A 23,180-nucleotide genomic window follows, 5' to 3' on the forward strand; every position below is an offset into this window, starting at 1 on the left:
CCGCGGCCTGCCTCGCCGCCGATGTCAGGAGCCGAACGTACCGTGTTGACCATGCGGATCCTGCACACCTCTGACTGGCACATCGGGCGGTCGTTCCACGGCCACGCCACGCTCGATGCGCTGCGCGGTGTGCTCGAGGCGCTCGTCACGCAGGTGACCGAGCGCGACGTCGACCTCGTGATCGTCGCCGGCGACGTGTTCGATTCCGCGACACCCGCGGCGGGGGCGTACACGCTCCTGACCGACGCGCTGCGCGGCCTCGCCGACGCCGGCGCCACCGTGGTGGTCACGAGCGGCAACCACGACTCCGCGGCCCGGCTCGGGTTCCAGTCCGGCCTCCTTCGCGATGGCGTCCACGTCATCACCGACCCCGCGACGGTCGGCTCCCCGGTGACCATCGAGGACGAGCACGGCCCGGTGCACGTGTACGGCATCCCCTATCTGGAGCCGGTGCTGCTGCGCGGTGCCTGGCCGGGCGTGCGCACGCAGGCCGACGTGCTCGCGCACGCCATGGATCTGGTGCGGGCGGATGCTGCGGCCCGAGGCGGACGCACGATCGCGGTCGCGCACTGCTTCGCCGCCGGAGTCGAGCCGACGCCGCATCTCGAGCGCGACATCCAGCAGGGCGGTCTCGACATCGTGCCGCTGTCGACTTTCGACGGCGTGGACTACACGGCGCTGGGGCACATCCACGGGCGGCAGCAGCTCTCGCCCCGCGTGCGCTACGCCGGCGCGCCCCTGCACTACAGCTTCGACGAAGGGCACAAGCCGCGCGGGTCGTGGCTGATCGACCTCGGCGCGGACGGACTCGGCCCGGACCCACTCGGCCGCGTCGAGTGGCTTCCGCTGCCGGTTCCGCGTGCGCTCACCACGCTGACCGCGACGCTCGACGAGCTGCTCACCGACGAGCGCTTCGCGACCCACGCCGACGAGTGGGTGCGCGCCGAATACACGGATCCGCTGCCGCAGCGCGATCCGATGCGGCGTCTGCTCGCACGGTTCCCGTTCTGCGCCGAGGTGCGCCACGTGCCGGTCGCCGCGCGCGCCGACGACGCGCGCACGTACACCGAGCGCGTGCGCGCCGCCCGCAACGAGGCCGAGCTCGTCGACGCGTTCCTCGCGCACGTGCGCGAGGGCGAGCGTGCGTCGGCTCGCGAGGCCGAGCTGGTAAGTGAGCTGTTGGAGCAGCGGGCGCGGGTGGAGGCGACCGCGTGAGGCTGCACCACCTCGAGCTCACCGGGTTCGGGCCGTTCCTCGAGAAGCAGAGCGTCGACTTCGAGGCGTTCGAGCAGGACGGCATCTTCCTCATCGCCGGCCGCACCGGCGCCGGCAAGTCGAGCATCCTCGACGGCGTCTGCTTCGCGCTGTACGGCAGCGTGCCCCGCTACGAGACGGGCGACAAGCGCCTCCGCAGCGACCACTGCGAACCCGAGGACCCGACGGAGGTTCGCCTCGAGTTCACCGTCGGCGATCGCCGCTGGCGTGTCACCCGGGCCCCGGAGTACCAGCGGCCCGCGCGCCGCGGCGGCGGGCTGACCACCGAGCCCACGCGCGCCGAGCTCGAGGAGCTCGTGGACGGCGCGTGGATCGGCCGAGCCGCCAAGCCCCGCGAGGTCGGGCTGTTCCTGGACGAGGTGCTCGGGCTCAACGCCCAGCAGTTCCAGCAGGTGATCCTGCTCGCGCAGAACCGCTTCTCGAGGTTCCTCCTCGCCTCCGGCACCGAGCGCCAATCGCTACTGCGTGCGCTGTTCGGTACCCGCCGCTACGAGGATTACGCCCGTGAGCTGGGTGAGCGCAGCAAGGCTGCGCAACACGAGCTCGACGCGCTGGGCGAGCGGGCCCGCACCCTGCTCGACCAGGCCGAGAGACTGATCGCGGCGCATGAGCTGGTGCCGGCCGAGGAAGCCGACGGTGCGACGCCGCTCGACCTCGCGGCACGGCGAGCCGCCGTCGATCTCGGCGAGCAGCGCGCTTCGTACCGCCTCGACACGCTCACCCGGGAGCGCGCCGAGGCGGACGACGCCCGCGCGGCAGCGGAGGCCGCGCACGGCGAACGCGTGGCGCTGGCGAAGGCGCAGGCCGAGCTCGGTCGTGCACGGGAACGACTCACCGCGCTCGAGGCGGCCGGCCCGCTGATCGCCGACGACCGCCGGCGACTCGACCGCGCGCGTTCGGCCGAGGTGCTCCGCGCCCCACTCGAGACGGCTCGCCGAGCCGACCGCACCGCGGCGGCGACGGCCGAGCAGGCCGAATCCGCGGACGCGGCCTGGGCACGCGCGGTTTCCGGCACCGGCTACGCGGACACAGATGATCTCACCGCCGTGGTCGAGCGGCTCACCGGCGAGCTCGCACTGTGGACCGCGGCGCTCGTGCAGGAAGCTTCCCTCGCCGACGGCGAGACGCGGATGACGGATGCCGCGGCCGACGTTGCGAGGCTCGAAGGCGACATCGTCGCCCTCGATGCGCAGCGGGCGCAGGTGCCGGCGGAGCTCGAACGCATCGACGCTGAACTCGACGCGCAGCGCGACGCGGCCTCCCGGCGTGACCCCGCGCGTGCGCGTCATGACGAGATCACCGCGCGCCTCGCCGCCGCTGTCGAGGCCGAGGGGCTCGCCGACGCGCAGCGCGCGGCCGAGATCGTCCATCGCGATGCGGCCGGTGCGGCGGCCGCGGCGGCCGCACGGGTCGCCGAGCTGCTGCAGCTCCGCCTCGACGGCCATGCGGGCGAGCTTGCGACCACCCTCGTCGACGGTGAGCCCTGCGCCGTGTGCGGTGCGACCGCGCACCCGTCGCCCGCGGCACCCGCCGATGAGCCGGTGACCGACGACATCCTCGCAGCGGCGCAAGCCCAGCGGGATGCTGCCTCCCATCACGAGCGGGCCGCATCGGACGCGGCGAAGCGAGCGCGGGAACGCCACGCCGAGGTCGCTGCCCGCGCCGGCGGCGAAGGCGTGGAGCCGCTTCGCGAGCAGCTGGCCGCGGCCGCCTCCGACCTCGCCGCGGCGGAGCGGGCCGCCGAACGCCGCGACGCGCTCGCCGCCCGGCGCACCGGGCTCGCGGCGCTCGACCTCGAGGCCGAGGCGTCGCGTGCGACGCTGACGGAGCAGCTCGCCGACGCCCGCACGCGGATCGCGGCGTTGCAGGAGCGCGTGGCCGCCGCCCGCGAGGCGGTCGAGGCGGCTCGCGGCGAGCACCCGAGCGTCGCCGACCGCGTCGCGCACGCCACCGCGGTCCGCGACGCCGGCCGCGCGGCGGCCGAGGCCCGCGCCGACGCGGACCGCGCGGCGATCCTGGCTGCGCAGGCACATGCCGACGTCGACGAGAGGGTCGCGGCATCCGTCTTCGCCGATGTCGCCGACGTCACCGCCGCGCTCGTGGCACCGCCGGAGGCGGAGACGCTCGCCGAGCGGATCTCGGCGCACGACACGCAGCTCGGGGCTGCGCGCGCCCGCATGCTCGAGCTCGAGCTCGAACTCGCCGGCGCTCCCACCGATCCTGTCGACACGGAGGCGTCGCGGAACACGCTCGCGGCAGCCGACGCGGCGCGCACCGCAGCACTGCGCGCCGAGAGCGACGCGCGCACGCTCGTGGCGGGACTGCGCGACCTTGCGATGCAGATCGATCAGGCCTACGCCGGGGTCGCCGCTCGGGCCGCCGACGCGGCGGCCATCGCGCGGCTCGCCGACACCGTTGCGGGCCGCGCCCCTAACACGATGAAGATGGACCTCGAGACGTTCGTGCTCGCCGCCGAGCTCGAAGAGATCGTGGCCGCCGCGAACCTGCGGCTCAGCGACATGTCGTCGGGCCGCTACCGGCTGCAGCACACCGACGCGCGGGCGGCCCGCGGCGCGGCCTCCGGGCTCGGCCTCGAGATCATGGACGCGTTCACCGGCCAGTCCCGTCCGGCCCAGTCGCTGTCGGGTGGCGAGACCTTCCTCGCGTCTCTCGCGCTGGCCCTCGGGCTCGCCGAGGTCGTGACGGCCCGCGCGGGCGGCATCCGGCTCGACACGCTGTTCGTCGACGAGGGATTCGGCTCGCTCGATGAGGAGACGCTCGACCTCGCCATGCGCACTCTCGACGAGCTGCGCCAGGGCGGGCGCACCGTCGGCGTCATCAGCCACGTCGCCGCGATGAAGGAGCAGCTCCCGGCACAGCTCGCCGTCGAGGCGACACCCGCGGGCCCGAGCATCATCCGCCAGGACGCCGGCGTGCGCGTCTGACTCCTCCGGCTCGTCCGCCGCGGGGATCAGACGCCGTAGTCGTCCCGGATGCGGTCGCGCAGCTGGTGGCTGCAGGCGGTCACCGCGGTGCGCCAGTCCGTGATGGCGCCGCCCTGCGCGCGATCCGAGACGGCCTTCAGCACGCGGATCGGCACCCCGAACCGCTGCGCCACCCAGATGTACGCGTACGTCTCCATGTCGACAAGGCCCGCGCCGAGCGGGCGGATGACCTCCACCGCCTCGGAGTCGTCGACGAAGTGGTCGCCGGTCGCGATCGTCACGCCGTCGGCGCCGAGCTCGACGCGCGCCGGCAGCGACACATGCTGGCCGACGATGCCGTCGATGTCGGTGACGTCGTGCTGGAGGGCCGCCGAGATCTCGTAGACGGACGCCTCGAGCCGCGGGTCGATCGCTCCCGCGGTGCCGACCACCACGATCTCGTCGTAGGCGGTCGCGTCGAGTGCGCGGGTGAGGGCGTAGGTCGCCTGCAGCTTGCCGGGGCCGGTGACGAGGCGGTCGAATCCGTCGAGGTCGTCAGGGAAGGCGACGAGCTCGGAGGCGAGGGCGGCGACGAGGAGTCTCACCCCTCCATCATGTCCCGCCTGCCGGAGTTTCCGCCGATGCGCCGTGGAACGGGGTTAGCCTGGGCACGATGTCCGAGCCGCACCCGACGCCCCCGAAGACCTCGACGAAGGGGCGTGCGGTGCCGGTGACGACCGCCGTCATCCCGCTCTCGCACGGAGCCCGCTGGCGGGCTTTCTGGGTGTGCGTCTCGGTTGCGGCGATCACCATCCTCGACATGACGAAGGTCAACGTCGCGCTCCCGTCGATCGGCGAGGTGCTCGGCGCGAGCTCGACCCAGCTGCAGCTGATCGTCTCGGGGTTCGTGCTGACCTTCGGGCTCGTGCTGGTGCCGATGGGCCGCCTCGGCGACCAGCGGTCGCGGCGCACGCTGTTCGTCGTCGGACTGTCGCTGTACACGGTCACCAGCGTGCTCTGCGCGCTCGCGCCGACCGCGGAGGCGCTGCTCGTGGGACGGCTGCTGCAGGGCGTGGCCGCCGGTATCCAGATGCCCCAGGTGCTGGGCATGGCGCAGGAGCTGTTCCAAGGCAAGGAGCGTGCCCGGGCCTTCGGCCTCTTCGGTGCGACGATCGGCATCGCGACCGCCTTCGGTCCGACGCTGGGCGGCCTGCTCATCGCGCTGGGCGGGCCGACCAACGGGTGGCGGCTCATCTTCTGGATGAACGTGCCGCTGTGTCTCATCGCGATCGCCCTCGCGCTGTGGCTGCTGCCCGACACCCGTACGCGGTCTCAGCGCAAGGTGCAACTGGATCCCGTCGGCGTGCTGCTGTTCGGTGCGAGCGTCGTCTCTCTGATGTGGCCCTTCCTCTTCACGACCGGCGCGCCCACCGACAACCCGGCGCGCTGGTGGCTGCTCGTCGCCTTCGCCCTCTTCGCGTCGGCGTTCATCGCGTGGGAGCGCCGCTATGCCAAGCGCGGCCGCAACCCGCTCATCCCACTGGGCCTCTTCCGCATCACGTCGTACCGCAACGGCACCCTGCTGCAGACCGCGTACTTCACGGCGGCGCCGGCGATGTTCCTCGTCACGACGCTGTTCCTGCAGCTCGGACTCGGGCTCGCGCCGGTGTACGCCGGGATGGTCTCCATCGGATTCGCGCTGGCGTCCGCCGTCACGTCGTGGATCGGCGGCAACCTCGTCAGCACCCACGGCAGGGTCGTCGTGGTGTGGGGTCTCGCCGGCATGCTTCTGTGCGTCGGTGGGCTGGTGCTCGCCGCACTGTTCAGCGACCCCGCGTGGACGCCGTACATCGCCGCCGCCGTCATGACCGTCGGCGGTGCCGGTGGCGGTCTCGTGATCGCCCCGAACCAGGCGCTCACCCTGGGCGACATCCCGGTCAAGCAGGGCGGCCTCGCCGGCTCCGTCGGTCAGCTCGGTCAGCGGATCGGCGCCGCGGTCGGCACGGCCGTCGCGCTGTCGCTGTTCTACGCCGCGATCTACCGGGAGTCCGGCTCGCACGACAGCCTCGTCGTCTACCACGACGCGTACGCGTTCGGGATGCTGTCGGTCGCAGTCTTCCTCGCGCTCGCGTTCCTGGTGGCCATCATCGACCTCACCGCCCGCCGCAGCGCACGCGAGCGCAGCGCCGCGGTCAGCGGCGCAGGGACACCGGTCCCATGACCGGACGCCTCCGGTCGCGCGTCCACCGGGCGTGCGACTCGCGGAACTCCGCGCGCGTCGTGAAGCGGTAGCGGTACGAGACGGCACGCACCCAGCGGGGCCGGGCACCCGCGAACGGATCGTCGGCGAGCAGGCGCAGGGTCGCAGCATCCGCTTGCAGAAGCCGCACGAGGAATGCCGTGAACCAGTCGTCCAGCGAGCGGCCGAGCGGCAGGAACCACATCAGCCAGTCCAGGCGCAGGTGATACGGCGCGAACTGACGCGGGATGCGGTGCACGTCGCCGGGCTTTCCCTTGAAGGCGTACTCGCGCCAGGTGGCGTTGTCGGGATCCTCGTCCATCGTGCCCTCGACGACGATCTCGATGCGCTGCTTCGTCACAGTGCCGAATGCGCCGTAGGCGTTGGCGAGCTGCCACCGGTTGAACGACGCGTTCATGAGCTGCCGCCGCGCGAACAGGTTCTGCAGCGGCCACCAGCTGATCACGAGGTACAGCACACCGACCGCGCACGTGATGACGAGCCAGGAGAGCGGGATCCCATCGAGCACGCCAGGAGGATCGGATGCCGCGCCCTGGTGCTCCGCGACGATGCCCGGCAATCCGATGGCGGAGAACGCGAGCACGATGGTCATCCAGTTCAGCCACGCGAAGTTGCCGGTGACGACGAGCCAGGCCTGCGTCGCGATGACGATCGCGGCCGCCACCGCACCCACGATCGCGGGCACCGGGCCGGGTGCGAAGAGTCCGACGAGCGGCGCGAAGAGGAACCACGGCACCACGAGCTGCGCGAAGTGGTTGCCGAGCACCTCGCCCTTGTGGAACCAGCGGGGGAGCAGGTGCGCCTGGCGGCTGAGCGGCCCGGGCATCGGCTGCGTCTCGTGGTGGTAGGTGAGCGCGGTCAGGTCCCGCCACTCACGCCCGCCCCGGATCTTGATCATGCCCGCGCCGAACTCGAGCCTGAACACCAGCCACCAGAACAGCACGATGACGACGACGGGTGGAGGCTGGTCGTTCGAACCCAGGAACGCCGCGAGGAAGCCGGCCTCGAGCAGCAGCATCTCCCACCCGAAGCCGTAGAAGGTCTGCCCGATACTCGTGATGGACATGTACCCGAGCCACAGCGCGAGGAAGCACAGCATCGGCACCCACGGCGGACCGTGCTGCGGGATGCCGGCGACCAGCGTCGCCGCGACCACGATGCCCGTCCCGCACAGCGCGACGAGCCTGCGATCGCTGTACCGGAGGTAGCGGAACAGGGTGGGGCGCAGCATCCGTGCCCCTCGTTTCGAGGTCCGCACCCACTCGAGGAGTTCCGGCGCCGGCAGCAGGCCGTTCTCGCCGAGCAGCGGGCGGAACTGGTTCAGAGACGAGACGAACGCGATGACGAACAGCGCCGCGACACCCCGCTGCAGAACCTGACGAGCGAACTCGAAGTCGACCGCGGCGAAGCCTTCCACGGCGTCACGCTCCGAAGAGGTCCCCGAGTTCGAGGCGCTCGCCGGGGCGTCGGCGTGCGCCGTCGCGCAGCGCCTGGCGTGCGGCGTACCAGCCCGGCATGCCCGTCACGCCGGGACCCGGCGGCGTCGACGCCGACGCGAGGTAGACCCCTCGCAGCGGCGTGCGCCACGGGGTCGCGGACACGACAGGACGCCGGAGGGCCTGCGCGAACGTGAACGCGCCGCCGAGGATGTCTCCGCCGATGTCGGCGGGGTTGTAGGCCTCCCGCTGAGCGGCGGTCATCGCGTGGCTGGCGAGGATGCGGTGCCGGAAGCCCGGGGCGAAGCGCTCGACCTGTCGGACGACGGCTTCGGTGGGATCGAACGTCGAGCCGGCCGGAACGTGGATGTACGCCCACAGCACCTGTCTGCCCTCAGGCGCGCGCGTGCCGTCGAGCACGCTCGGCTGCACCGTGAGCACGTAGGGGCGGTCGGTCAGGCCGCCGCGCGCGACCGCGTTCTCACTCGCCTCGACCTCCGCCCGCGTGCCGCCGAGGTGCACGGTCGGGGCGAGAGCGACGTCGGGATGGGCCCACGGCACCGGGCCGTCGAGAGCGAAGTCGACCTTCGCGGCGGCCGGGCCGTACCGGTACTGCCGGATGGCGTGCGCGTACCGTGCGGGAAGATCCGGATGCGTCAGCAGCAGGCGCGGTGTGGTGTCGAGCAGCAGCAGGTCGCCGGCATCCGGATCGCCCCAGTCGAGCCCCGCGAGCGTCTGCACCCGCGTGTTCGTCTCGATCGTGCCGTCGTGCGCTGTCAGGTCGGCGACGAGGGCGTCCGCGATCGTCTGCGATCCGCCGCGAGGGAAGGCCCAGCCGTCGGCCGAGTGCCCGTGCGCCGCGAGGAAGAGCCCCGACGCGGCCCCTCCGAGTGAGGGCATCGGCGTGTTCGCGTGGGCGAGCACGCCCGCGAGGAGCGCGTTCGCCTCCTCGGTGCGGAACGTGCCGCGCCCGAGGCGCGTGCCGAGCTGCAGGGCGCGGAGCCCGAACCGGACGGTGGTGATCGGATGCCGCGGCCACCGCAGCAGCTGCGAACCGGTGAAGTCGACCAGGCCGCTGAGATGGCGGCTGAGGGGGCGGAGCACCGCCCGCCACGCGCGGCCGTCGGGGCCGAGCGCATCGGCAGTGCGTTCGATGTCACGCCACGCGATCGCCGCGCGTCCGCCGTCGAGTGGCTGCGCGTAGGACGCGAGCGGGTGGATCCAGCCGACGCGGTCGCGGATGCCGAACGCGCGGAAGAAGGGGGACGAGAGCGCCGCCGGATGCACCGCGGAACACACGTCGTGGTGGAACCCGGGGAGCGTGAGCGGCGACGTGCGCACGCCGCCGCCGACCGTCGAGGCGGCCTCGAGCACGCGCACCTCGTACCCGGCGCGCGCGAGCGCGACCGCGGCCGACAGACCGTTGGGACCGCTGCCGATCACCGTCGCGCGCCTCGCCATGGCCCCATCCTTCCATCGGGTCGAGGGGACGGGAGGGGGTTGACGGCCCGGCCATCGTGCCGAAACACGGGCGCGTGACGCGACACGCCGGGCGGCAGCATCCGTCAACGGCGTGTCGCCGTGACCCACCCGTGTTTCGGCGCGGAGCAGGAGGGACGGGGGACGAGGGCGGACGGGGACGGGCGGACGAGCGGTTGGCGAGGCGGGGGGATGGGGGGACGGGGGGACGGGGGGACGGGGGACGGGGACACGGACGGAGGCGTGGCGATCTTCCTCACCGACCGCCCCCGCGACAGGATGGAGGGGCGGACGGTCCGCGGAGAAAGAGGTGGATCATGCAATCGGTGCTTCTCGAGACTCCGGCGGGGATCACGGCGCGGCTCGGCTGGGACCCCAAGCTCTCGGACCACGACCGCAAGCGCGTGCTCGCGAAGGAGCTCGTCGCCACGAAGCTCGGCGTCGACCCGAAGGACGTGCGCGTCGAGCGCGAGGCGCCCCGCACGTTCGGATTCCACACGCAGTTGATCGCCGAGGTCGGCGGCGCCGAGCTGCCGCTGAAGATCCGCAACACGAACTTCCGCGCCGCCACGGTCGTCGCGGTCAGCGACCCCGACGTGTCGCTGGGACTCGACCTGCGCGACGCGCACCCCGACGACGCCGAGCTGCACCTCATGAAGCGGCACTCCCACCTTCTGGAAGAGGCCGACCTGACGAAGCTGCTCGCCCACTGGACCCGCGTGCAGGCCGTGCGCGACGCGGATGGCCGCGGCGCGCGCGTCGCCGCCGATCACGTGCGGCTCGACAGTCCGCTCACGAAGGGCTGGATCCCCGACCGCAAGATCTACTACCAGCTGGCCGATCTGTCCCGCGACAGCTGGATCATCACGCTGGCGTACACGCAGGCGCCCGCCTGACGCGCACGCCGGTGGGCACGGATGCTGCGGGCCGCAGCATCCGTGATCCTCAGTCCTGCACGAGATCGGGGAGAGCGGCCTTCAGCTCGGCCAGCCACACGCGGGCGTTGCCGTCGGACGGTGCGCGCCAGTCGCCGCGCGGTGACAGCGACCCCGCAGGCGACACCTTCGGGCCGTTCGGGATCGCGGAGCGCTTGAACTGCGCGAACGCGAAGTAGCGTTTCAGGAACACCTGCAGCCACTTCGCGACCGTCGGCAGGTCGTAGGCGTAGCGGTCCTCGTCCGGGAAGCCGGGAGGCCATGCACCCGCCTCGGCATCGCCCCACGCGTGCGCGGCGAGGTAGGCGATCTTCGAGGGCCGGAACCCGTAGCGGAGGATGTGGAACAACGCGAAGTCGTGCAGCGCGTAGGGACCGATGCGGTCCTCGGTGGACTGCATCTTGCCGTCCTGACCGGCGGGGACGAGCTCGGGCGAGATCTCGGTGTCGAGCACCGACTGCAGGACCGCGCGGGCGTCGTCGCTCAGGTCGGTGGATCCGCCCTCGTCGCCGCGGTGCGAGATCACCCAGCGGATCAGGTGCTGGATGAGGGTCTTCGGCACGCCGGCGTTGACGGCGTAGTGGCTCATGTGGTCGCCGACGCCGTACGTCGCCCAGCCCAGGGCGAGCTCCGACAGGTCGGAGGTGCCGATCACCATACCGCCGTGGTGGTTGGCGAGGCGGAAGAGGTAATCGGTGCGCAGGCCCGCCTGCACGTTCTCGAACGTGATGTCGTGCACCGGCTCGCCGTCGGCGAAAGGATGGTCGAGCCGCTCGAGCATCTCGGTGGCGAGCGGTCTGATGTCGATCGTCTCGATCGAGGCGCCGACGGATTCGGCGAGGGCGATCGCATTCGACTTCGTGTGGTCGCTCGTCGCGAAGCCGGGCATCGTGTACGCGAGGATGTCGCTGCGCGGGCGTCCCATGAGGTCCATCGCCCGTGCCACCACAAGCAGCGCGTGCGTCGAGTCGAGGCCGCCGCTCACGCCGATGACGGGCTTGGGCCCGCCGATCGCCCGCATGCGCTGGACGAGGCCCGACACCTGGATGTTGAACGCCTCGTAGCAGTCCTGCGCGAGGCGGGCGGGGTCGTCGGGCACGAACGGGAACCGGTCGAGCGTGCGGCGCAGCCCCACGTCGGTGCGCGGCGGGTCGAGGCGGAAATGCACGGTCCGGAACGCAGCATCCGCCGCCGTCGCCCGGCGGTTGTCGTCGAAGGTGCCCTGCCGGAGACGGTCCTGGCGCAGACGGTCGAGGTCGACGTCGGCGATCGAGCGGCGCGGCCCGTCGGGGAACCGCTCCGTCTCGACGAGCAGGTTGCCGCCCTCGTAGATCATGGTCTGGCCGTCCCACGACACGTCGTTCGTGGACTCGCCGCTGCCGGCGGCCGCGTAGGCGTAGGCGGCGAGGCAGCGCAGCGACTGCGACTGGCAGAGGTCCTTGCGGTCCTCTGCGCGCGCGATCGTGATCGGGCTGCCGCTGAGGTTCAGCAGCACCGTCGCGCCTGCGAGCGCCGCGCGCGACGACGGCGGGATCGGCACCCACACGTCTTCGCAGACCTCGGCGTGCACGACGAGCCCCGGGATGTCGAGCGCCTCGAACAGCAGGTCGGGGCCGAAGGGCGCCTCGAGCTCGCCGACGCGGATGTCCTGCCCCGCCTGGTCGTCGCCGGGCGCGTACCAGCGCCGCTCGTAGAACTCGCGGTACGTCGGCAGGTAGGCCTTGGGGGCGACGCCGAGCAGCTCGCCGCGGTGGATCACGACCGCGCAGTTGTAGAGGCGGTTGCGGTGGCGCAGCGGCGCGCCGACCACGAGCACCGGCAGGAGATCGACGGATGCCTCGACCAGTCGCCCGATCGCGGCGACGACGGCATCGAGCACCGGATCCTGCATGACGAGGTCGTCGATCGCGTAGCCGGTCAGGCACAGCTCCGGGAAGACCGCGACGGCGACCGCGTCGGCGTCGCATACCCGCGCGGCCTCGAGCACCGCGTCGGCGTTGGCGGCGGGGTCGGCGATCTCCACCGGGATCGTGCACGCGGCGACGCGGGCGAACCCGTGCCGGTACGCGCTGTCGAAGGACACGCTCATGGCTTCAGTCTGTCAGGTGCCCTGCCTCGCCGATCGGTGCGTTCTGGCGACTCGCCAGAACGCGGGGCGCGCTTGCCGGCAATCTGGCGACTTGCCAGAACGCCTCGAGGCGGACCGCGGCGTCGGGCACCGGTCCGTATTGGCGACTCGCCAGGAATGACGTGCGCGTTCGCGCACCGGTCCGTCTTGGCGACTCGCCAGGAATCACGTGCGCGTTCGCGAATTCTGGCGACTCGCCAGGAATGACGTGCGCGTTCGCGAATTCCGGCAACTCGCCAGGAATGACGTGCGCGTTCGCGAATTCTGGCGACTCACCGGGATGTCGGCGCGGGCGGGCGGCGATCGGCGCGGGCGGGCGGCGATCGCGGGGGAGGGCGGAGGTGTCGGATGCCGCGGCTATCGTCGTTCAAGAAGGGCGGGGTATGCGATACATCGAGGACGAAGGCCGGATCGTCTGGAGCGCGAGCGATCTGAAGACCGCGGCGGAGTGCGAGTTCGCATGGCTGCGCGCGATCGATGCGCGGCTCGGGCGTGTGGCCGCGGTCGAGGATCCCGAAGACCTCACCCTCGAGCGCGCCGGGCGCCTCGGCACGGCGCACGAGCACCGGGTGCTGGCGGACTACATCGAGCGCTTCGGCGACCGGGTGGTCGAGATCCCCGAGACACGGTCGTCGGATGCTGCGGCCCTTGCCGATGCGGTCGCACAGACGAACGCGGCCCTCGCGTCGGACGCCGAGGTCGTCTACCAGGCTGCGTTCTCGACCGCGTCGTTCGTCGGATTCGCGGACTTCCTCGTCCGCGACGAAGCCGGCCGATGGCTCGTGCAGGACACCAAGCTCGCGCGGCACGCGCGGGTGACGGCGCTCATGCAGCTGGCGGCATACGTCGACCAGCTCGACCGCCTCGGGGTCGCGCGCTCGGACCGCGTGCAGCTGCTCCTCGGCGACGGCAGCGTCAGCGAGCACGAGGTGGACGACCTGCTGCCCGTCTTCGGACTGCGTCGTGAGCGGCTGGCGGACCTCATCGCCGACCGCCGCCTCGACCTCGGCGCGGCGGGCACGCCGATCGCCTGGGGTGATCCCCGCGGCGAGCTCGGCGTCGTCGCGTGCGGGCGCTGTGCGACATGCGACGCCGAGGTCGTGGCATCCCGTGACCTGCTCCTCGTGGCCGGCATGCGCCCGGTGCAGCGCGAGCGGCTGCGCGCCGCCGGCGTCGAGACGATCGAGCAGCTCGCGGGGGCACCGAGCGGGCCGGCGGGCATGAACCCCGATGTGTTCGCGTCGCTGCGCACGCAGGCACGTCTGCAGCTCGAGAACCCGGCGGGCACGCCGCCGCTCATCGCGCCGAAGCCCGTGCCGCACGAGATCGTGGTGGCCGAGAGCGTGATCGCCGCGGACGGCGCGTCCGTCGCCCAGGCGACGGTGGCCGCAGTGCTCGAAGCGCCCGTGTCGACGCCGGCGCCGCCGATCCCGGTGTTCGAGGTCGTCGCGCCCAAGGCACTCGGCGCGCTCCCGCGGCCCGATCACGGCGACCTGTTCTTCGACTTCGAGGGCGACCCGCTGCACACCGAGCCGCCGGCCCCGGGTGAGCCGACCCAGTGGGGCATCGACTACCTCTTCGGCTGGGTCGACACCCGCGAGCAGTACACAGCCCTGTGGGCGCACTCGTTCGCCGACGAGAAGCGCGCGCTCGAGGCGTTCCTCGACATCGTGAACCTGCGGCGGCAGCAGTTCCCCGGCATGCACATCTACCATTACGCACCGTACGAGCCGACGCACCTCCTGGCCATGGCCGCGCGCCACGGCGTGCGCGAGGCCGATGTCGATCGCCTCCTGCGCGACGGCGTGTTCGTCGACCTGTACCCGATCGTGCGCCGGGCGCTGCGCGTCGGCTCCCGCTCGTACTCGATCAAGAAGCTCGAGCCGCTCTACATGGGCGACGAGGTGCGCACGAGCGACGTGCAGAAGGGCGACGACTCGATCGTGCGCTACGTCGAGGCGCGTGCGCTCCACGCCGACGGCGCCGAGGCGGAGGCCTCCCTCGTGCTCGACGACCTCGCCGATTACAACCGGTACGACTGCGTGTCGACCCGTCGCCTGCGCGACTGGCTCGTCGACCGCGCACGCGAAGCGGCCCTGGTCCCCTCGCCGAACCCCGAGCCCGACGAGCGCGCGTACGAGCCGTCGCCGCGCGCGACGCTGCTCGACGCGCTCGCGCTCGACCACCCCGAGGACTCCGTCGGGTCGCGCTCGCTGCGGCTCGGCGCGGCCGCGATCGACTACTACCCCCGCGAGGCCAAGTCGTTCTGGGCGACGCATTTCCTGCGATTGCGCGAGCCCGTCTCGCTGTGGGACGAGACGCGCGACGTCGTCGCGATCGACCCCGCGCGCAGCCGCGTGCGCGAGGACTGGCACTTCCTCGAGAGCGGCAAGGGGGGCGAGCGGCGCATCGTCGAACTGCGCGGCGATCTCGCCCCGGGCACCCGCATCAGCGAGGGCACGAATCCGTTCGCGCTCTACGAGCTGCCGGCGCCCTTCCCACTGGAGGCCTCGCCACGCTGGATCCACGCCCACCGCTCGGTCACGGTGCTCGAGGTGCTCGACGACGGCGCCGTGATCGAAGAGACCGCCGTGGACGGCGTGACGTGGAGCGTTCTCCCCGTCGCGCTCACCCCGCAGGCGCCGCCGGCCGCAGGCAACCAGCAGAAGGCGATCGACGCCTGGGCGGATGCCGTCATCGCGGCCGCGCCAGACCTCCCGGCCGACCCGGCCACCGACATCCTGTGCCGTCGGCCGCCGCGTACCCTGTCGGGCTCGTTGCCCGCCGCGGCGGAGGATGCCGTCGAGGCGATCGCGCGGGCCGTGCGCGACCTCGACCGCAGCTACCTCGCCGTGCAGGGTCCTCCCGGCACCGGCAAGACCTACGTCGGATCCCACGTGATCGCCCGGCTGGTTCGCGACCACGGGTACAAGGTGGGTGTCGTCGCCCAGGGGCACGCGACGATCGAGCACCTCCTCGACCGCGTCATCGCCGCAGGCGTGCCCGCGTCCCAGGTGGCCAAGGCCCCGAAGGACACGGCGGCCGACCATTCTTTCACCGTGCTGCCGAAGAACGGCGTGGCGGCGTTCACGGCCGAGCACGAGGCATCGGGTTACGTCATCGGCGGCACCGCGTGGGACTTCAGCCACGAGGGCCGCGTCCCGCGCGGCAGCCTCGATCTGCTCGTCGTCGACGAAGCGGGCCAGTTCTCGCTCGCCTCGACGATCGCCGTGTCGCTCGCCGCCCCGCGACTGCTGCTCCTGGGCGATCCGCAGCAGCTGCCGCAGGTCAGCCAGGGAACGCATCCCGCGCCCGTCGACACGTCGGCGCTCGGCTGGGTCATGGACGGCGCCGACGTCATCCCGCCCGAGTACGGCTACTTCCTCGCCGAGACCCGGCGCATGCGGCCTGAGGTCGCGGCGCCCGTGTCGGCGCTGTCGTACCGCGGTGAGCTCGAGGCGCACCCCTCGACGGCGCTCCGCCGCATCGACGGCGTGCCCGCGGGCCTCGTCCCGATCGCGCTGCGCCATCACGGCAACGCCACGCAGTCCCTCGAGGAGGCCGCGGAGGTCGCGCGTCTCGTCACCGACCTCGTCGGTCGGGAGTGGACGGATGCCGCCACCGACGACACCAGCGGATCCTCGGTCGCGTTGCCGCCCCGGCCGCTCGAGCAGCAGGATCTCATCGTCGTCACGCCGTACAATGCGCAGCAGGTCGCCGTCGAGGAGGCGCTCGCGGCCGCGGGCTTCCCCGACGTGCCCGTCGGCACGGTCGACAAGTTCCAGGGCAAGGAGGCGGCCGTCGCCATCGTCTCGATGGCGGCCTCGAGCGGGCGCGACGCACCGCGCGGCCTCGAATTCCTGCTGCTGCGCAACCGCCTCAACGTCGCGATCTCGCGCGCGATGCACACGGCGTTCGTCGTGTACTCGCCCGGCCTCCTCGACGACCTGCCGTACACCCCGGAAGGCGTGGCACGACTGAGCGGATTCGCGCGGCTCGTCGGCCGCGGCTGAGGCCCCGCGTAGACTCGCGCTCACAGCCGAATTCGTCGCACACGACAGCCCCCGAGCGTCTCGCACCGGTCAGGGACGAGACGCCCGCCGAACAGGAGCCCACATGGCCGACGACGCATCGCAGCAGTTCGAGATCGACCTCCCGCCCGAGCTCATCGGCGGCAACTACGCCGACTTCGCCAACGTCTGGCACACGCCGACGGTGTTCGTGATGGACTTCCTCACGCTTGCGCAGCCGCCGCGCGAACAGGTTGATGCCGAGACGGGTCAGCGCCACACGGTCGTTCCCGCCCGCGTCGTGAGCCGCATCCGGATCCCACCGGACCAGGTGTTCGAACTCGCCAAGGCGCTCACCCAGCAGCTCGAGTTCTGGGAGCGCGAGACGGGCCGGCGCACCCCGCAGGAGCCTCCGCTGGGCGACTGACGCCGACCCCTGACGGCACCTGGAACCCCCGCGCTGCTAGACGGCCGCTGTGGCCAAAGTCAACCCCTTTGGGGGAAAAATCTCGGCCACGTACCCTTGCCAGGCGTCCTCAAAGGCGCAGAGGCGCGGCGTCCGTTCGGCGAGGGGCGGATGCCGCGCCGTTCCTCGCGGTATCACTGCCGGCGCTTCCTCCTCTGACACACGGAGGGGGCGACATGACCACGACGAACCGGCCGCTCGCGACGATCCAGGCGACGCCGCAGCACGCCCAGCAGGCCACGACGGATGCCGCGCCCCGGCGTCGCGGGATCGTCTTCTGGATCGTCCGCTACCTGCCCGCAGAGATCGCCGGAACCGCCGCGATGGTGGTCGGAGGACTTCTCGCCACGCTGTGGACCGACGCCGCACCGGTCATCGCCGTCGCGGCGCTCGCCGGCGAGGTCGTCGGCTTCTACGCCGTGCTCGCCGTCACGATCTACATCGAGCAGGCGCCGGTGTCGACGACCCGGCGACGTGCCCTCCGCCGCACCGTCGGGCTGCTGGTGGCGGAGTTCGGCGCAGCCGAGCTGCTCGACACCTTCCTGGTGCGCCCGGCAGCCCTCATGCTCGGCGTCTGGCTGATCCCTGATCCCCTCTGGGGCATGCTGACGGGCAAGGTCGCCGCCGACATCGTGTTCTACGCGGTCGCCGCGGGCGCATTCACCGTCACCGCCAGGACCGGCCTCCGCGACGGACGTAGCCCGGCCGGTCTGCAGGAGGTGGCGACGTGAATCTCGCAACGCTGCGGCGCGAGCCTCGCACGACCCGGGCGCTCGAGCGGAGGCGGCGGGCCGAGGCATCCGCTCTGCTGTCGTCGGTGGCAGGCCGTGCGGCGATCGCCCTGCACGGCACGCCCCTGCTGCTGCTCGACCCGGAGCGCGTGCGCCGCCAGTACCGGCACCTGCGCCACGCGCTGCCGTTCGTCGGTTTCCACTACGCGGTCAAGGCGCTGGCCCACGGCGCGGTGCTCGACGCGCTCGACGACGCCGGCTGCGGCTTCGATGTCGCGACCGGCGAGGAGCTTGCGATGCTCACGCGCCGGGGCGTCGCAGCATCCCGCATCATCCATACGCACCCGATCAAGAAGCCCACCGAGATCGCCGAAGCACTGGCTGCGGGCGTGCGAACATTCGTGGTCGACAACGACGTCGAGATCGAGAAGTTCCATGCTGCGCCCGCCGACACGCGGTTGCTGGTGCGGCTCGCCTACCGCAGCCCGCACGCGAAGAGCGACCTGTCCAGCAAGTTCGGCGTCGGGCCGTTCGAGGCGGCGCGCCTGGTCGAGCAGGCATCGGCCGCCGGGATCACGGTCGCCGGCTTCAGCTACCACGTGGGCAGCCAGCTCGACGACCCGGGCCGGTTCGCGACAGCGGCCTCCGACACGCTCGAGCTCATGGGCATCCTCGAGCGGCGCCTCAACGTGCAGTTCGACACCCTCGACATCGGTGGGGGACTCCCGGCATCGTACGACTCCGAGTCGGCGGCGATCGAAGATGTCGCGAGGGTGCTCCGCCCCGTGCTCGAGCCGCATGCGCGCCGCCTCGACGTCATCGCCGAGCCCGGCCGGGTCATGGTGGCCGACGCGATGACGCTGGTCACGAGCGTCGTGGGTATCGCGGAGCGCGGCGACGGCCGGTGGTATTACCTCGACGACGGCCTCTACGGCTCGTACTCGAACGTCCTCACCGAAGATGTGCACCCGCTCGTGTTCGCCGAGCGCGACCTCGTGAGCAGGGATGCCGCGAACCACCGCTGGGCGACCCTCGGCGGCCCGACCTGCGACTCGTCGGACGTGATCGCACGCGAGGTGCTGCTGCCCGAGCTGCAGGTCGGCGACCTGCTCGTGAGTCCGACGATGGGGGCGTACACGACGGTCACCGCGACACGGTTCAACGGGCGCCCGTTCACGCCGGTCGCCGTCGTCGGGCGCGGCGCGACGACCGCGGAGGTCGCGGCGGCGCCTGACGTGCGCCGCGTGCCGATCGTGTGAGGAGGGCCGCCGGAGGTCAGACCGTGCCGTAGAGCCGGTCGCCGGCGTCGCCGAGTCCCGGCACGATGTAGCCGTGCTCGTTGAGACGCTCGTCGAGGGCGCCGAGCACGAGCGTCACGTCGCGGCCGTCGACCTGCTTCTCGATCGCGGCGACGCCCTCGGGGGCGCCGAGGATGCAGATCGCCGTGACGTCCTGCGCGCCGCGGTCGAACAGGAAGTCGATGGCCGCACCCAGCGATCCACCGGTCGCGAGCATGGGGTCGAGTACGAAGCACTGGCGGTCGCTCAGGTCGTCGGGCAGCCGCTCGGCGTACGTCGACGGTTCGAGCGTCTCATGGTCGCGCACCATGCCCAGGAAGCCGACCTCGGCGGTCGGGATCAGCTTGACCATGCCCTCGAGCATGCCGAGACCGGCACGGAGGATCGGCACGACGAGGGGGCGCGGGTCGTCGATGCGGACGCCGGTCGTCGTCGTCACGGGCGTCTGGATCTCGATCGGCGCCACCCGGACGTTGCGGGTCGCCTCGTAGGCGAGCAGCGTCACAAGCTCCTCGGTGAGCTGGCGGAACACCGGCGAAGAGGTGCGCTGGTCGCGCAGCACCGTGAGCTTGTGGGTGATGAGGGGGTGGTCGGCGACGTGCAGGCGCATAGAGACAGGTTAGTGCGTCGCGATGCCCGAACCCGGGGCGACTTCCGTGCGGGCGGCTACGCTCGTGCTGTGCTTGCCGCCCCCGCCGACCTCGCTGCGATGGACCGCGCGCTCGCGCTCGCCGCCGCCGCGGGGGACGCGGGCGACGTCCCGGTGGGGGCAGTGGTGACGGATGCTGCGGGCACGGTGATCGGCGAGGGCCGCAACCTCCGCGAGGTCGAGCACGATCCGACCGCGCACGCCGAGGTGGTGGCCCTGCGCGCGGCGGCGGCCGCGCGCGGCAGCTGGAACCTCGAGGGCTGCACGCTCGTCGTGACCCTCGAGCCGTGCGTGATGTGTGCGGGGGCCGTGCTCCAATCACGCATCTCGCGGCTCGTCTTCGGCGCGTGGGACGAGAAGGCCGGCGCGGCGGGATCCATGTACGACGTCGTGCGCGACCGGCGCCTGCCGTATCGGGCCGAGGTCGTCGCGGGTGTGCGCGAGGGCGCAGCATCCGCTCTCCTGCGCGCCTTCTTCGACGCGCGCCGCTGATCCGGGGGTCAGCCCCCACGGACCGGGGGGACTGCACCCTGCTGGGCGCCCCGAGCCCGGGCCTAGCGTGACGGCCATGACCCGCCTCATCGAACCCGTCCGGACCGCCACCGCCGTCGCACGGCCCGGCGGCGTCCGCTCCCGCATCGGCTGGACGTTCGTCCTGCTGACGGCGTTCGCCATCGTCGCGTACTCGGCGGTGCCCTACTTCACCGCGTCGCTCGCGGACCTCGCCGGGCAGGATGTCGGCCTCGCGCCGACCTACGCCGCCGTGCCTGCATTCGTGCAGGGCGCCCTGTATGTGCACATCGTCGGGGGAGCGGTGGCGCTCGTCACCGGGCCGCTGCAGTTCTGGCGCGGGCTGCGCGCCCGCGCGCCGCGGGTGCACCGCTGGATCGGTCGCGTGTACCTGATCGCGGTGGCGATCGGCGCCGTCGGCGGCCTGATCATCGCGCCCTCGAGCCCCGCCGGCTACGTGGGCTTCTTCGGGTTCGGCGCGCTCGCCGTGCTGTGGCTCATCACAGGATGGAGGGCGTACCGAGCGATCCGCCGCCGCGATGTGCGGGGCCACCAGGCCTGGATGATCCGCAACTACGCGCTGACATACTCCGGGGTCATGCTGCGCATTTGGCTGCCGCTGCTGCTCATGGCTCCGCTGGTGTTCGGGCAGCCGTGGGAGCTGGACTCCGCGTTCGCGAACGCGTACGCCGCGGTGCCGTTCCTGTGCTGGCTCCCGAACCTCGTGTTCGCCGAGTGGCTCATCCGCCGCCGCGGCCTGCCGTCGTACCGCCTGCCCGTCTGACCGGTGGCGGGCGCCCGAGCCGACTCGACACCGGATCACGACGTCCTCCGGATGGCAACCCCCTCTCCATTGCCTCGTCGTCGGCGAAGGCTCGGCGCATGAGCCACCACCCAGACGACATCAAGCAGCCCCTCGACCACCTGCCGCCGCTGGAGGAGCGGGACAAGGCGATCGAGATCGAAGAGCCGCGCTATCCCGGCACCGATGGCCCCACCGAGTCCTCTACCGTCAGCCCGGCGACCGCCGCCGAACCGGACCGGCCCGGGCGGCACGGCCTCGACAAGCCGCCGACCAGCGGGGCCTGAGCCCGGCCGTCCCTGCTGCGAAGGCTCCCCCGCCGAGGTGAAGGTCAGCGGGGCAGGTGCGGAAGCACCTCGCCGAGATAGTCGACGTGCGAGACGTCCTGCAGGTCCATGAGCTGGAAGTACACGCGTTGCGCGCCGATCGCGACCATGCGCTCGACCTTCGCGACGATCTCGTCGCGGGAGCCGACGATGTTCACGTCGCCGCGCAGCTCGTCGACGGTGCGACCGAGGTTCTCAGCTCGGCGCTCGAGTTCGGGGACGGATGCTGCCGCCAGCGTAGGCAGCGCCACCGAGAGCTTGAGCGACTCCGGGTCACGGCCGAGGCGCTCGCAGGCGGCACGCGCGCCGGCGAACTTCTCCGCGGATTCCGCCTCGGACCGGAAGCCGATGTTGAACTCCGTCGCGAAGCGCGCGGCAAGCTCGGGCGTGCGCTTCGGTCCGCCGCCGCCCACGATGACGGGCACCCTGGACTGCACCGGCTTCGGCAGGGCCGGGGCATCCGTCAGCCGGTAGTGCTCGCCCGCGAAGCTGTACGTCTCGCTCACGGGTGTCGACCACAGACCCGTCACGATCTCGAGCTGCTCCTCGAGCAGGTCGAACCGCTTGGCCGGGAACGGGATGCCGTAGGCCTCGTGTTCGCGCCCGAACCACCCCGTGCCGAGGCCGAGCTCTGCACGGCCCCCTGACATCGCGTCGACCTGCGCGACCTGGATCGCCAGGAGCCCCGGAACGCGGTAGGTCACCGACGACACCAGCGTGCCGAGACGGATGCGGGAGGTCTCTCGCGCGAGTCCTGCCAGCGTCGTCCACGCGTCGGTGGGGCCCGGGAGCCCGTCGCCGTCGCCCATGTGCAGGTAGTGGTCGGAGCGGAAGAAGCCATCGAAGCCGAGACGCTCGGCCGCCTGCGCGAAGGCGAGCTGGTCGTCGTAGCTCGCACCCTGCTGGGGCTCGGTGAAGATGCAGTATTCCATGTCGGTCGTTGAGCCTGTCGAAGCGTCAGTCCGTCGACTTGATGACGAACTCCGACGTGGGCGGAGTCGTGTCGTCGCCGGGGCGGTAGATGTCGGGTTCGAAGTAGATGATGCGCGCTGCGGGCACAGCGGCACGCACGCGCGCCTCGATGCGGTCGATGTCGGAGGCGACGTGCATCAGTGACGCATCGGACGCGAATCCGAGCTTGGCCGCGACGAGCAGCTCGTCGGGGCCGAGGTAGAGCGTCTTGATGTGGATGATCTTCTCGACTTCTGGCCCGTCGCTGATGGCGTCGACGATGCGGTCGTGGTCGGCGTCCGTCGCACCCTCGCCGACGAGGAGGCTCTTGGTCTCGATGCCGAGGGTGATGGCCACGAGGATCAGCAGCGTGCCGATCATGAGCGTGCCGATCGCATCGAAGACGGGGTTGTGCGTGATCACGGTCATGCCGACGCCGAACAGGGCGAACACCAGACCGGCCAGGGCGGCGATGTCTTCGAGGAGCACGACGGGCAGCTCGGGCGCTTTCGCGTGCCGCACGAACGAGACCCAGGACTGGCCCATTGCGCGGACGTGGTTGCTCTCCTTCACAGCCGTGCGCAGCGAGAACGACTCGAGCACGATCGCGACGACGAGCACCGCGATCGGGATCCACGCGTTCTCGAGCTCGTGCGGGTGCGTGAGCTTCTCGATGCCCTCGTAGATCGAGAACAGGCCGCCGACCGAGAAGAGGATGATCGACACGACGAACGCGTACACGTAGCGTTCGCGGCCGTAGCCGAAGGGGTGCTCTCGGTCGGCCTTCTTCTTCGCCCGGCGCCCGCCGAGCATCAGCAGCAGCTGATTGCCCGAGTCGGCGACCGAGTGGATCGCCTCGGCGAGCATCGACGCCGAGCCCGAGAGGAACCAGGCGATGAACTTCGCCAGGGCGATGCCCATGTTCGCCAGGAACGCCGCGAGGATCGCCTTGCCGCCGCCGGAAGCACTCATGCGGACGAGTCTACGGATGCTGCGACCC

18 protein-coding genes are annotated in these 23,180 nt (G+C 71.8%); 11 read left to right on the forward strand and 7 right to left on the reverse strand.

Translation table 11 applies throughout. The features are described 5' to 3' along the window. The first annotated feature begins 51 nt into the window (after positions 1-51). Both MRBLWH7_RS18085 and MRBLWH7_RS18090 read left to right on the forward strand, forming a co-directional pair. Positions 52-1,215: an exonuclease SbcCD subunit D gene (locus MRBLWH7_RS18085; protein ID WP_341997016.1), complete on the forward strand. Its 1,164-nt coding sequence runs from the start codon at positions 52-54 to the stop codon at positions 1,213-1,215. Continuing rightward, entirely contained in the window at positions 1,212-4,220 is a 3,009-nt protein-coding gene (locus MRBLWH7_RS18090) for an SMC family ATPase (protein WP_341997018.1), read from the forward strand. Before MRBLWH7_RS18085 ends, MRBLWH7_RS18090 begins: the two co-directional genes overlap by 4 nt. Positions 4,221-4,246: 26 nt before the next feature. On the opposite strand, the gene MRBLWH7_RS18095 is transcribed toward MRBLWH7_RS18090, so the two are convergent. Then, positions 4,247-4,804, reverse strand: a complete 558-nt coding sequence (locus MRBLWH7_RS18095; protein ID WP_341997021.1) for a nucleoside phosphorylase — start codon at positions 4,802-4,804, stop codon at positions 4,247-4,249. A 68-nt stretch (positions 4,805-4,872) separates the two neighbouring features. On the opposite strand from MRBLWH7_RS18095, the gene MRBLWH7_RS18100 reads away from it, so the two are divergent. After that, positions 4,873-6,420, forward strand: a complete 1,548-nt coding sequence (locus MRBLWH7_RS18100) for an MFS transporter (protein ID WP_341997023.1) — start codon at positions 4,873-4,875, stop codon at positions 6,418-6,420. Here the strand turns inward: MRBLWH7_RS18100 and MRBLWH7_RS18105 are convergent. Both MRBLWH7_RS18105 and MRBLWH7_RS18110 read right to left on the reverse strand, forming a co-directional pair. Continuing rightward, entirely contained in the window at positions 6,392-7,876 is a 1,485-nt protein-coding gene (locus tag MRBLWH7_RS18105; protein WP_341997024.1) for a lipase maturation factor family protein, read from the reverse strand. The genes MRBLWH7_RS18100 and MRBLWH7_RS18105 overlap by 29 nt on opposite strands. Positions 7,877-7,880: 4 nt before the next feature. Then, a complete protein-coding gene (locus MRBLWH7_RS18110) occupies positions 7,881-9,356 on the reverse strand; it encodes an NAD(P)/FAD-dependent oxidoreductase (protein WP_341997026.1) in 1,476 nt (491 codons plus the stop codon). A 335-nt stretch (positions 9,357-9,691) separates the two neighbouring features. Between MRBLWH7_RS18110 and MRBLWH7_RS18115 the strand changes: the two genes are divergently transcribed. Then, a complete protein-coding gene (locus MRBLWH7_RS18115) occupies positions 9,692-10,270 on the forward strand; it encodes a hypothetical protein (protein ID WP_341997028.1) in 579 nt (192 codons plus the stop codon). A 49-nt stretch (positions 10,271-10,319) separates the two neighbouring features. Here the strand turns inward: MRBLWH7_RS18115 and MRBLWH7_RS18120 are convergent, their stop codons facing one another. Next, positions 10,320-12,398 carry an NAD(+) synthase gene (locus MRBLWH7_RS18120; RefSeq protein WP_341997030.1) on the reverse strand — a complete coding sequence of 693 codons (2,079 nt, stop codon included), beginning with the start codon at positions 12,396-12,398 and terminating at the stop codon, positions 10,320-10,322. A gap of 422 nt (positions 12,399-12,820) precedes the next feature. Here MRBLWH7_RS18120 and MRBLWH7_RS18125 point away from each other — a divergent pair, with 422 nt between their 5' ends. The 4 genes from MRBLWH7_RS18125 (at position 12,821) to MRBLWH7_RS18140 (ending at position 18,903) form a co-directional block, all read left to right on the forward strand. Next, positions 12,821-16,450, forward strand: coding sequence for a TM0106 family RecB-like putative nuclease (locus tag MRBLWH7_RS18125; RefSeq protein WP_341997032.1), 3,630 nt, complete (start codon positions 12,821-12,823; stop codon positions 16,448-16,450). Between the two features lie 103 nt (positions 16,451-16,553). Next, positions 16,554-16,874, forward strand: coding sequence for a DUF3467 domain-containing protein (locus MRBLWH7_RS18130; RefSeq protein ID WP_341997034.1), 321 nt, complete (start codon positions 16,554-16,556; stop codon positions 16,872-16,874). Positions 16,875-17,089: 215 nt separating this feature from the next. Then, positions 17,090-17,644, forward strand: a complete 555-nt coding sequence (locus MRBLWH7_RS18135) for a hypothetical protein (RefSeq protein ID WP_341997036.1) — start codon at positions 17,090-17,092, stop codon at positions 17,642-17,644. Further along, positions 17,641-18,903: a type III PLP-dependent enzyme gene (locus tag MRBLWH7_RS18140; protein WP_341997038.1), complete on the forward strand. Its 1,263-nt coding sequence runs from the start codon at positions 17,641-17,643 to the stop codon at positions 18,901-18,903. The genes MRBLWH7_RS18135 and MRBLWH7_RS18140 overlap by 4 nt, the downstream gene beginning before the upstream one ends. A gap of 16 nt (positions 18,904-18,919) precedes the next feature. Here the strand turns inward: MRBLWH7_RS18140 and upp are convergent, their stop codons facing one another. Further along, positions 18,920-19,552 carry a uracil phosphoribosyltransferase gene (gene upp / locus MRBLWH7_RS18145; protein ID WP_341997040.1) on the reverse strand — a complete coding sequence of 211 codons (633 nt, stop codon included), beginning with the start codon at positions 19,550-19,552 and terminating at the stop codon, positions 18,920-18,922. A 99-nt stretch (positions 19,553-19,651) separates the two neighbouring features. Here upp and MRBLWH7_RS18150 point away from each other — a divergent pair, with 99 nt between their 5' ends. The 3 genes from MRBLWH7_RS18150 (at position 19,652) to MRBLWH7_RS18160 (ending at position 21,190) form a co-directional block, all read left to right on the forward strand. Beyond that, entirely contained in the window at positions 19,652-20,083 is a 432-nt protein-coding gene (locus MRBLWH7_RS18150; RefSeq protein WP_342002129.1) for a nucleoside deaminase, read from the forward strand. A gap of 76 nt (positions 20,084-20,159) precedes the next feature. Then, the gene (locus MRBLWH7_RS18155; protein WP_341997042.1) at positions 20,160-20,885 is read left to right on the forward strand and encodes a DUF2306 domain-containing protein; all 726 of its coding nucleotides are present in this window, start codon (positions 20,160-20,162) and stop codon (positions 20,883-20,885) included. 98 nt (positions 20,886-20,983) lie between these two features. Further along, entirely contained in the window at positions 20,984-21,190 is a 207-nt protein-coding gene (locus tag MRBLWH7_RS18160) for a hypothetical protein (RefSeq protein ID WP_341997044.1), read from the forward strand. 44 nt (positions 21,191-21,234) lie between these two features. Here MRBLWH7_RS18160 and MRBLWH7_RS18165 read toward each other — a convergent pair whose 3' ends face one another. Both MRBLWH7_RS18165 and MRBLWH7_RS18170 read right to left on the reverse strand, forming a co-directional pair. After that, positions 21,235-22,161, reverse strand: coding sequence for an LLM class F420-dependent oxidoreductase (locus MRBLWH7_RS18165; protein ID WP_341997045.1), 927 nt, complete (start codon positions 22,159-22,161; stop codon positions 21,235-21,237). Between the two features lie 25 nt (positions 22,162-22,186). Beyond that, a complete protein-coding gene (locus MRBLWH7_RS18170; RefSeq protein WP_341997047.1) occupies positions 22,187-23,152 on the reverse strand; it encodes a cation diffusion facilitator family transporter in 966 nt (321 codons plus the stop codon). Positions 23,153-23,180 lie beyond the last annotated feature (28 nt).

It is taken from the genome of Microbacterium sp. LWH7-1.2, from assembly GCF_038397755.1.
GTDB lineage: Bacteria > Actinomycetota > Actinomycetes > Actinomycetales > Microbacteriaceae > Microbacterium.

Bases quoted from the DNA above. Each gene is read 5' to 3' on its own strand.
- MRBLWH7_RS18085 (WP_341997016.1), top strand. From the start codon at position 52: ATGCGGATCCTGCACACCTCTGACTGGCACATCGGGCGGTCGTTCCAC.
- upp (WP_341997040.1), bottom strand. From the start codon at position 19,552: ATGCGCCTGCACGTCGCCGACCACCCCCTCATCACCCACAAGCTCACG.
- MRBLWH7_RS18130 (WP_341997034.1), top strand. From the start codon at position 16,554: ATGGCCGACGACGCATCGCAGCAGTTCGAGATCGACCTCCCGCCCGAG.
- MRBLWH7_RS18135 (WP_341997036.1), top strand. From the start codon at position 17,090: ATGACCACGACGAACCGGCCGCTCGCGACGATCCAGGCGACGCCGCAG.
- MRBLWH7_RS18115 (WP_341997028.1), top strand. From the start codon at position 9,692: ATGCAATCGGTGCTTCTCGAGACTCCGGCGGGGATCACGGCGCGGCTC.
- MRBLWH7_RS18120 (WP_341997030.1), bottom strand. From the start codon at position 12,398: ATGAGCGTGTCCTTCGACAGCGCGTACCGGCACGGGTTCGCCCGCGTC.
- MRBLWH7_RS18160 (WP_341997044.1), top strand. From the start codon at position 20,984: ATGAGCCACCACCCAGACGACATCAAGCAGCCCCTCGACCACCTGCCG.
- MRBLWH7_RS18170 (WP_341997047.1), bottom strand. From the start codon at position 23,152: ATGAGTGCTTCCGGCGGCGGCAAGGCGATCCTCGCGGCGTTCCTGGCG.
- MRBLWH7_RS18150 (WP_342002129.1), top strand. From the start codon at position 19,652: ATGGACCGCGCGCTCGCGCTCGCCGCCGCCGCGGGGGACGCGGGCGAC.
- MRBLWH7_RS18165 (WP_341997045.1), bottom strand. From the start codon at position 22,161: ATGGAATACTGCATCTTCACCGAGCCCCAGCAGGGTGCGAGCTACGAC.
- MRBLWH7_RS18110 (WP_341997026.1), bottom strand. From the start codon at position 9,356: ATGGCGAGGCGCGCGACGGTGATCGGCAGCGGTCCCAACGGTCTGTCG.
- MRBLWH7_RS18100 (WP_341997023.1), top strand. From the start codon at position 4,873: ATGTCCGAGCCGCACCCGACGCCCCCGAAGACCTCGACGAAGGGGCGT.
- MRBLWH7_RS18125 (WP_341997032.1), top strand. From the start codon at position 12,821: ATGCGATACATCGAGGACGAAGGCCGGATCGTCTGGAGCGCGAGCGAT.
- MRBLWH7_RS18155 (WP_341997042.1), top strand. From the start codon at position 20,160: ATGACCCGCCTCATCGAACCCGTCCGGACCGCCACCGCCGTCGCACGG.